Here is a 349-nt window from a genome sequence, read left to right as displayed (position 1 = left end):
GCCCGCGGGTTCGGCCCCCGCGCCGACGTCTTCCGGCTCTGGCTCGCCCCGGACGGGACCTTCACCGACGACCCGGCCGGCTCGGACCTCGCGCCCACCACCGACTTCGGCCCCGTCGACTCCTCCTCCGCGGACGCCGGCACGTACTACCGGATCACCACCGGAGCCCTCTCCATCCGGGTCCACAAGGCGCCCCTGCGGTTCTCCGTCCTGCGAGCCCACGACTCCACGCCGCTCTGGGAGGAGAGCCCCCCGACCGGGCCGTTGGGCCGCGAAGACCAGGTCGTACAGCTCGATCTGCCAGTCGGCCGGGGTGGTGCCGATGACGAACGTGCGGCCGATCTCGCAG

1 pseudogene is annotated in these 349 nt (G+C 73.4%); it reads right to left on the bottom strand.

What is annotated here, in order from left to right:
- Positions 1-237 precede the first annotated feature (237 nt).
- Positions 238-349 (bottom strand): annotated as a pseudogene (locus ADK55_RS39985) (peptidase M24 family protein); the annotation flags it as partial.

The sequence above is a fragment of the Streptomyces sp. WM4235 genome (assembly GCF_001279725.1).
GTDB lineage: Bacteria > Actinomycetota > Actinomycetes > Streptomycetales > Streptomycetaceae > Streptomyces.
Note: the sequence above shows the minus strand (reverse complement) of the source record. Positions and strands in the feature narration are given on the sequence as shown.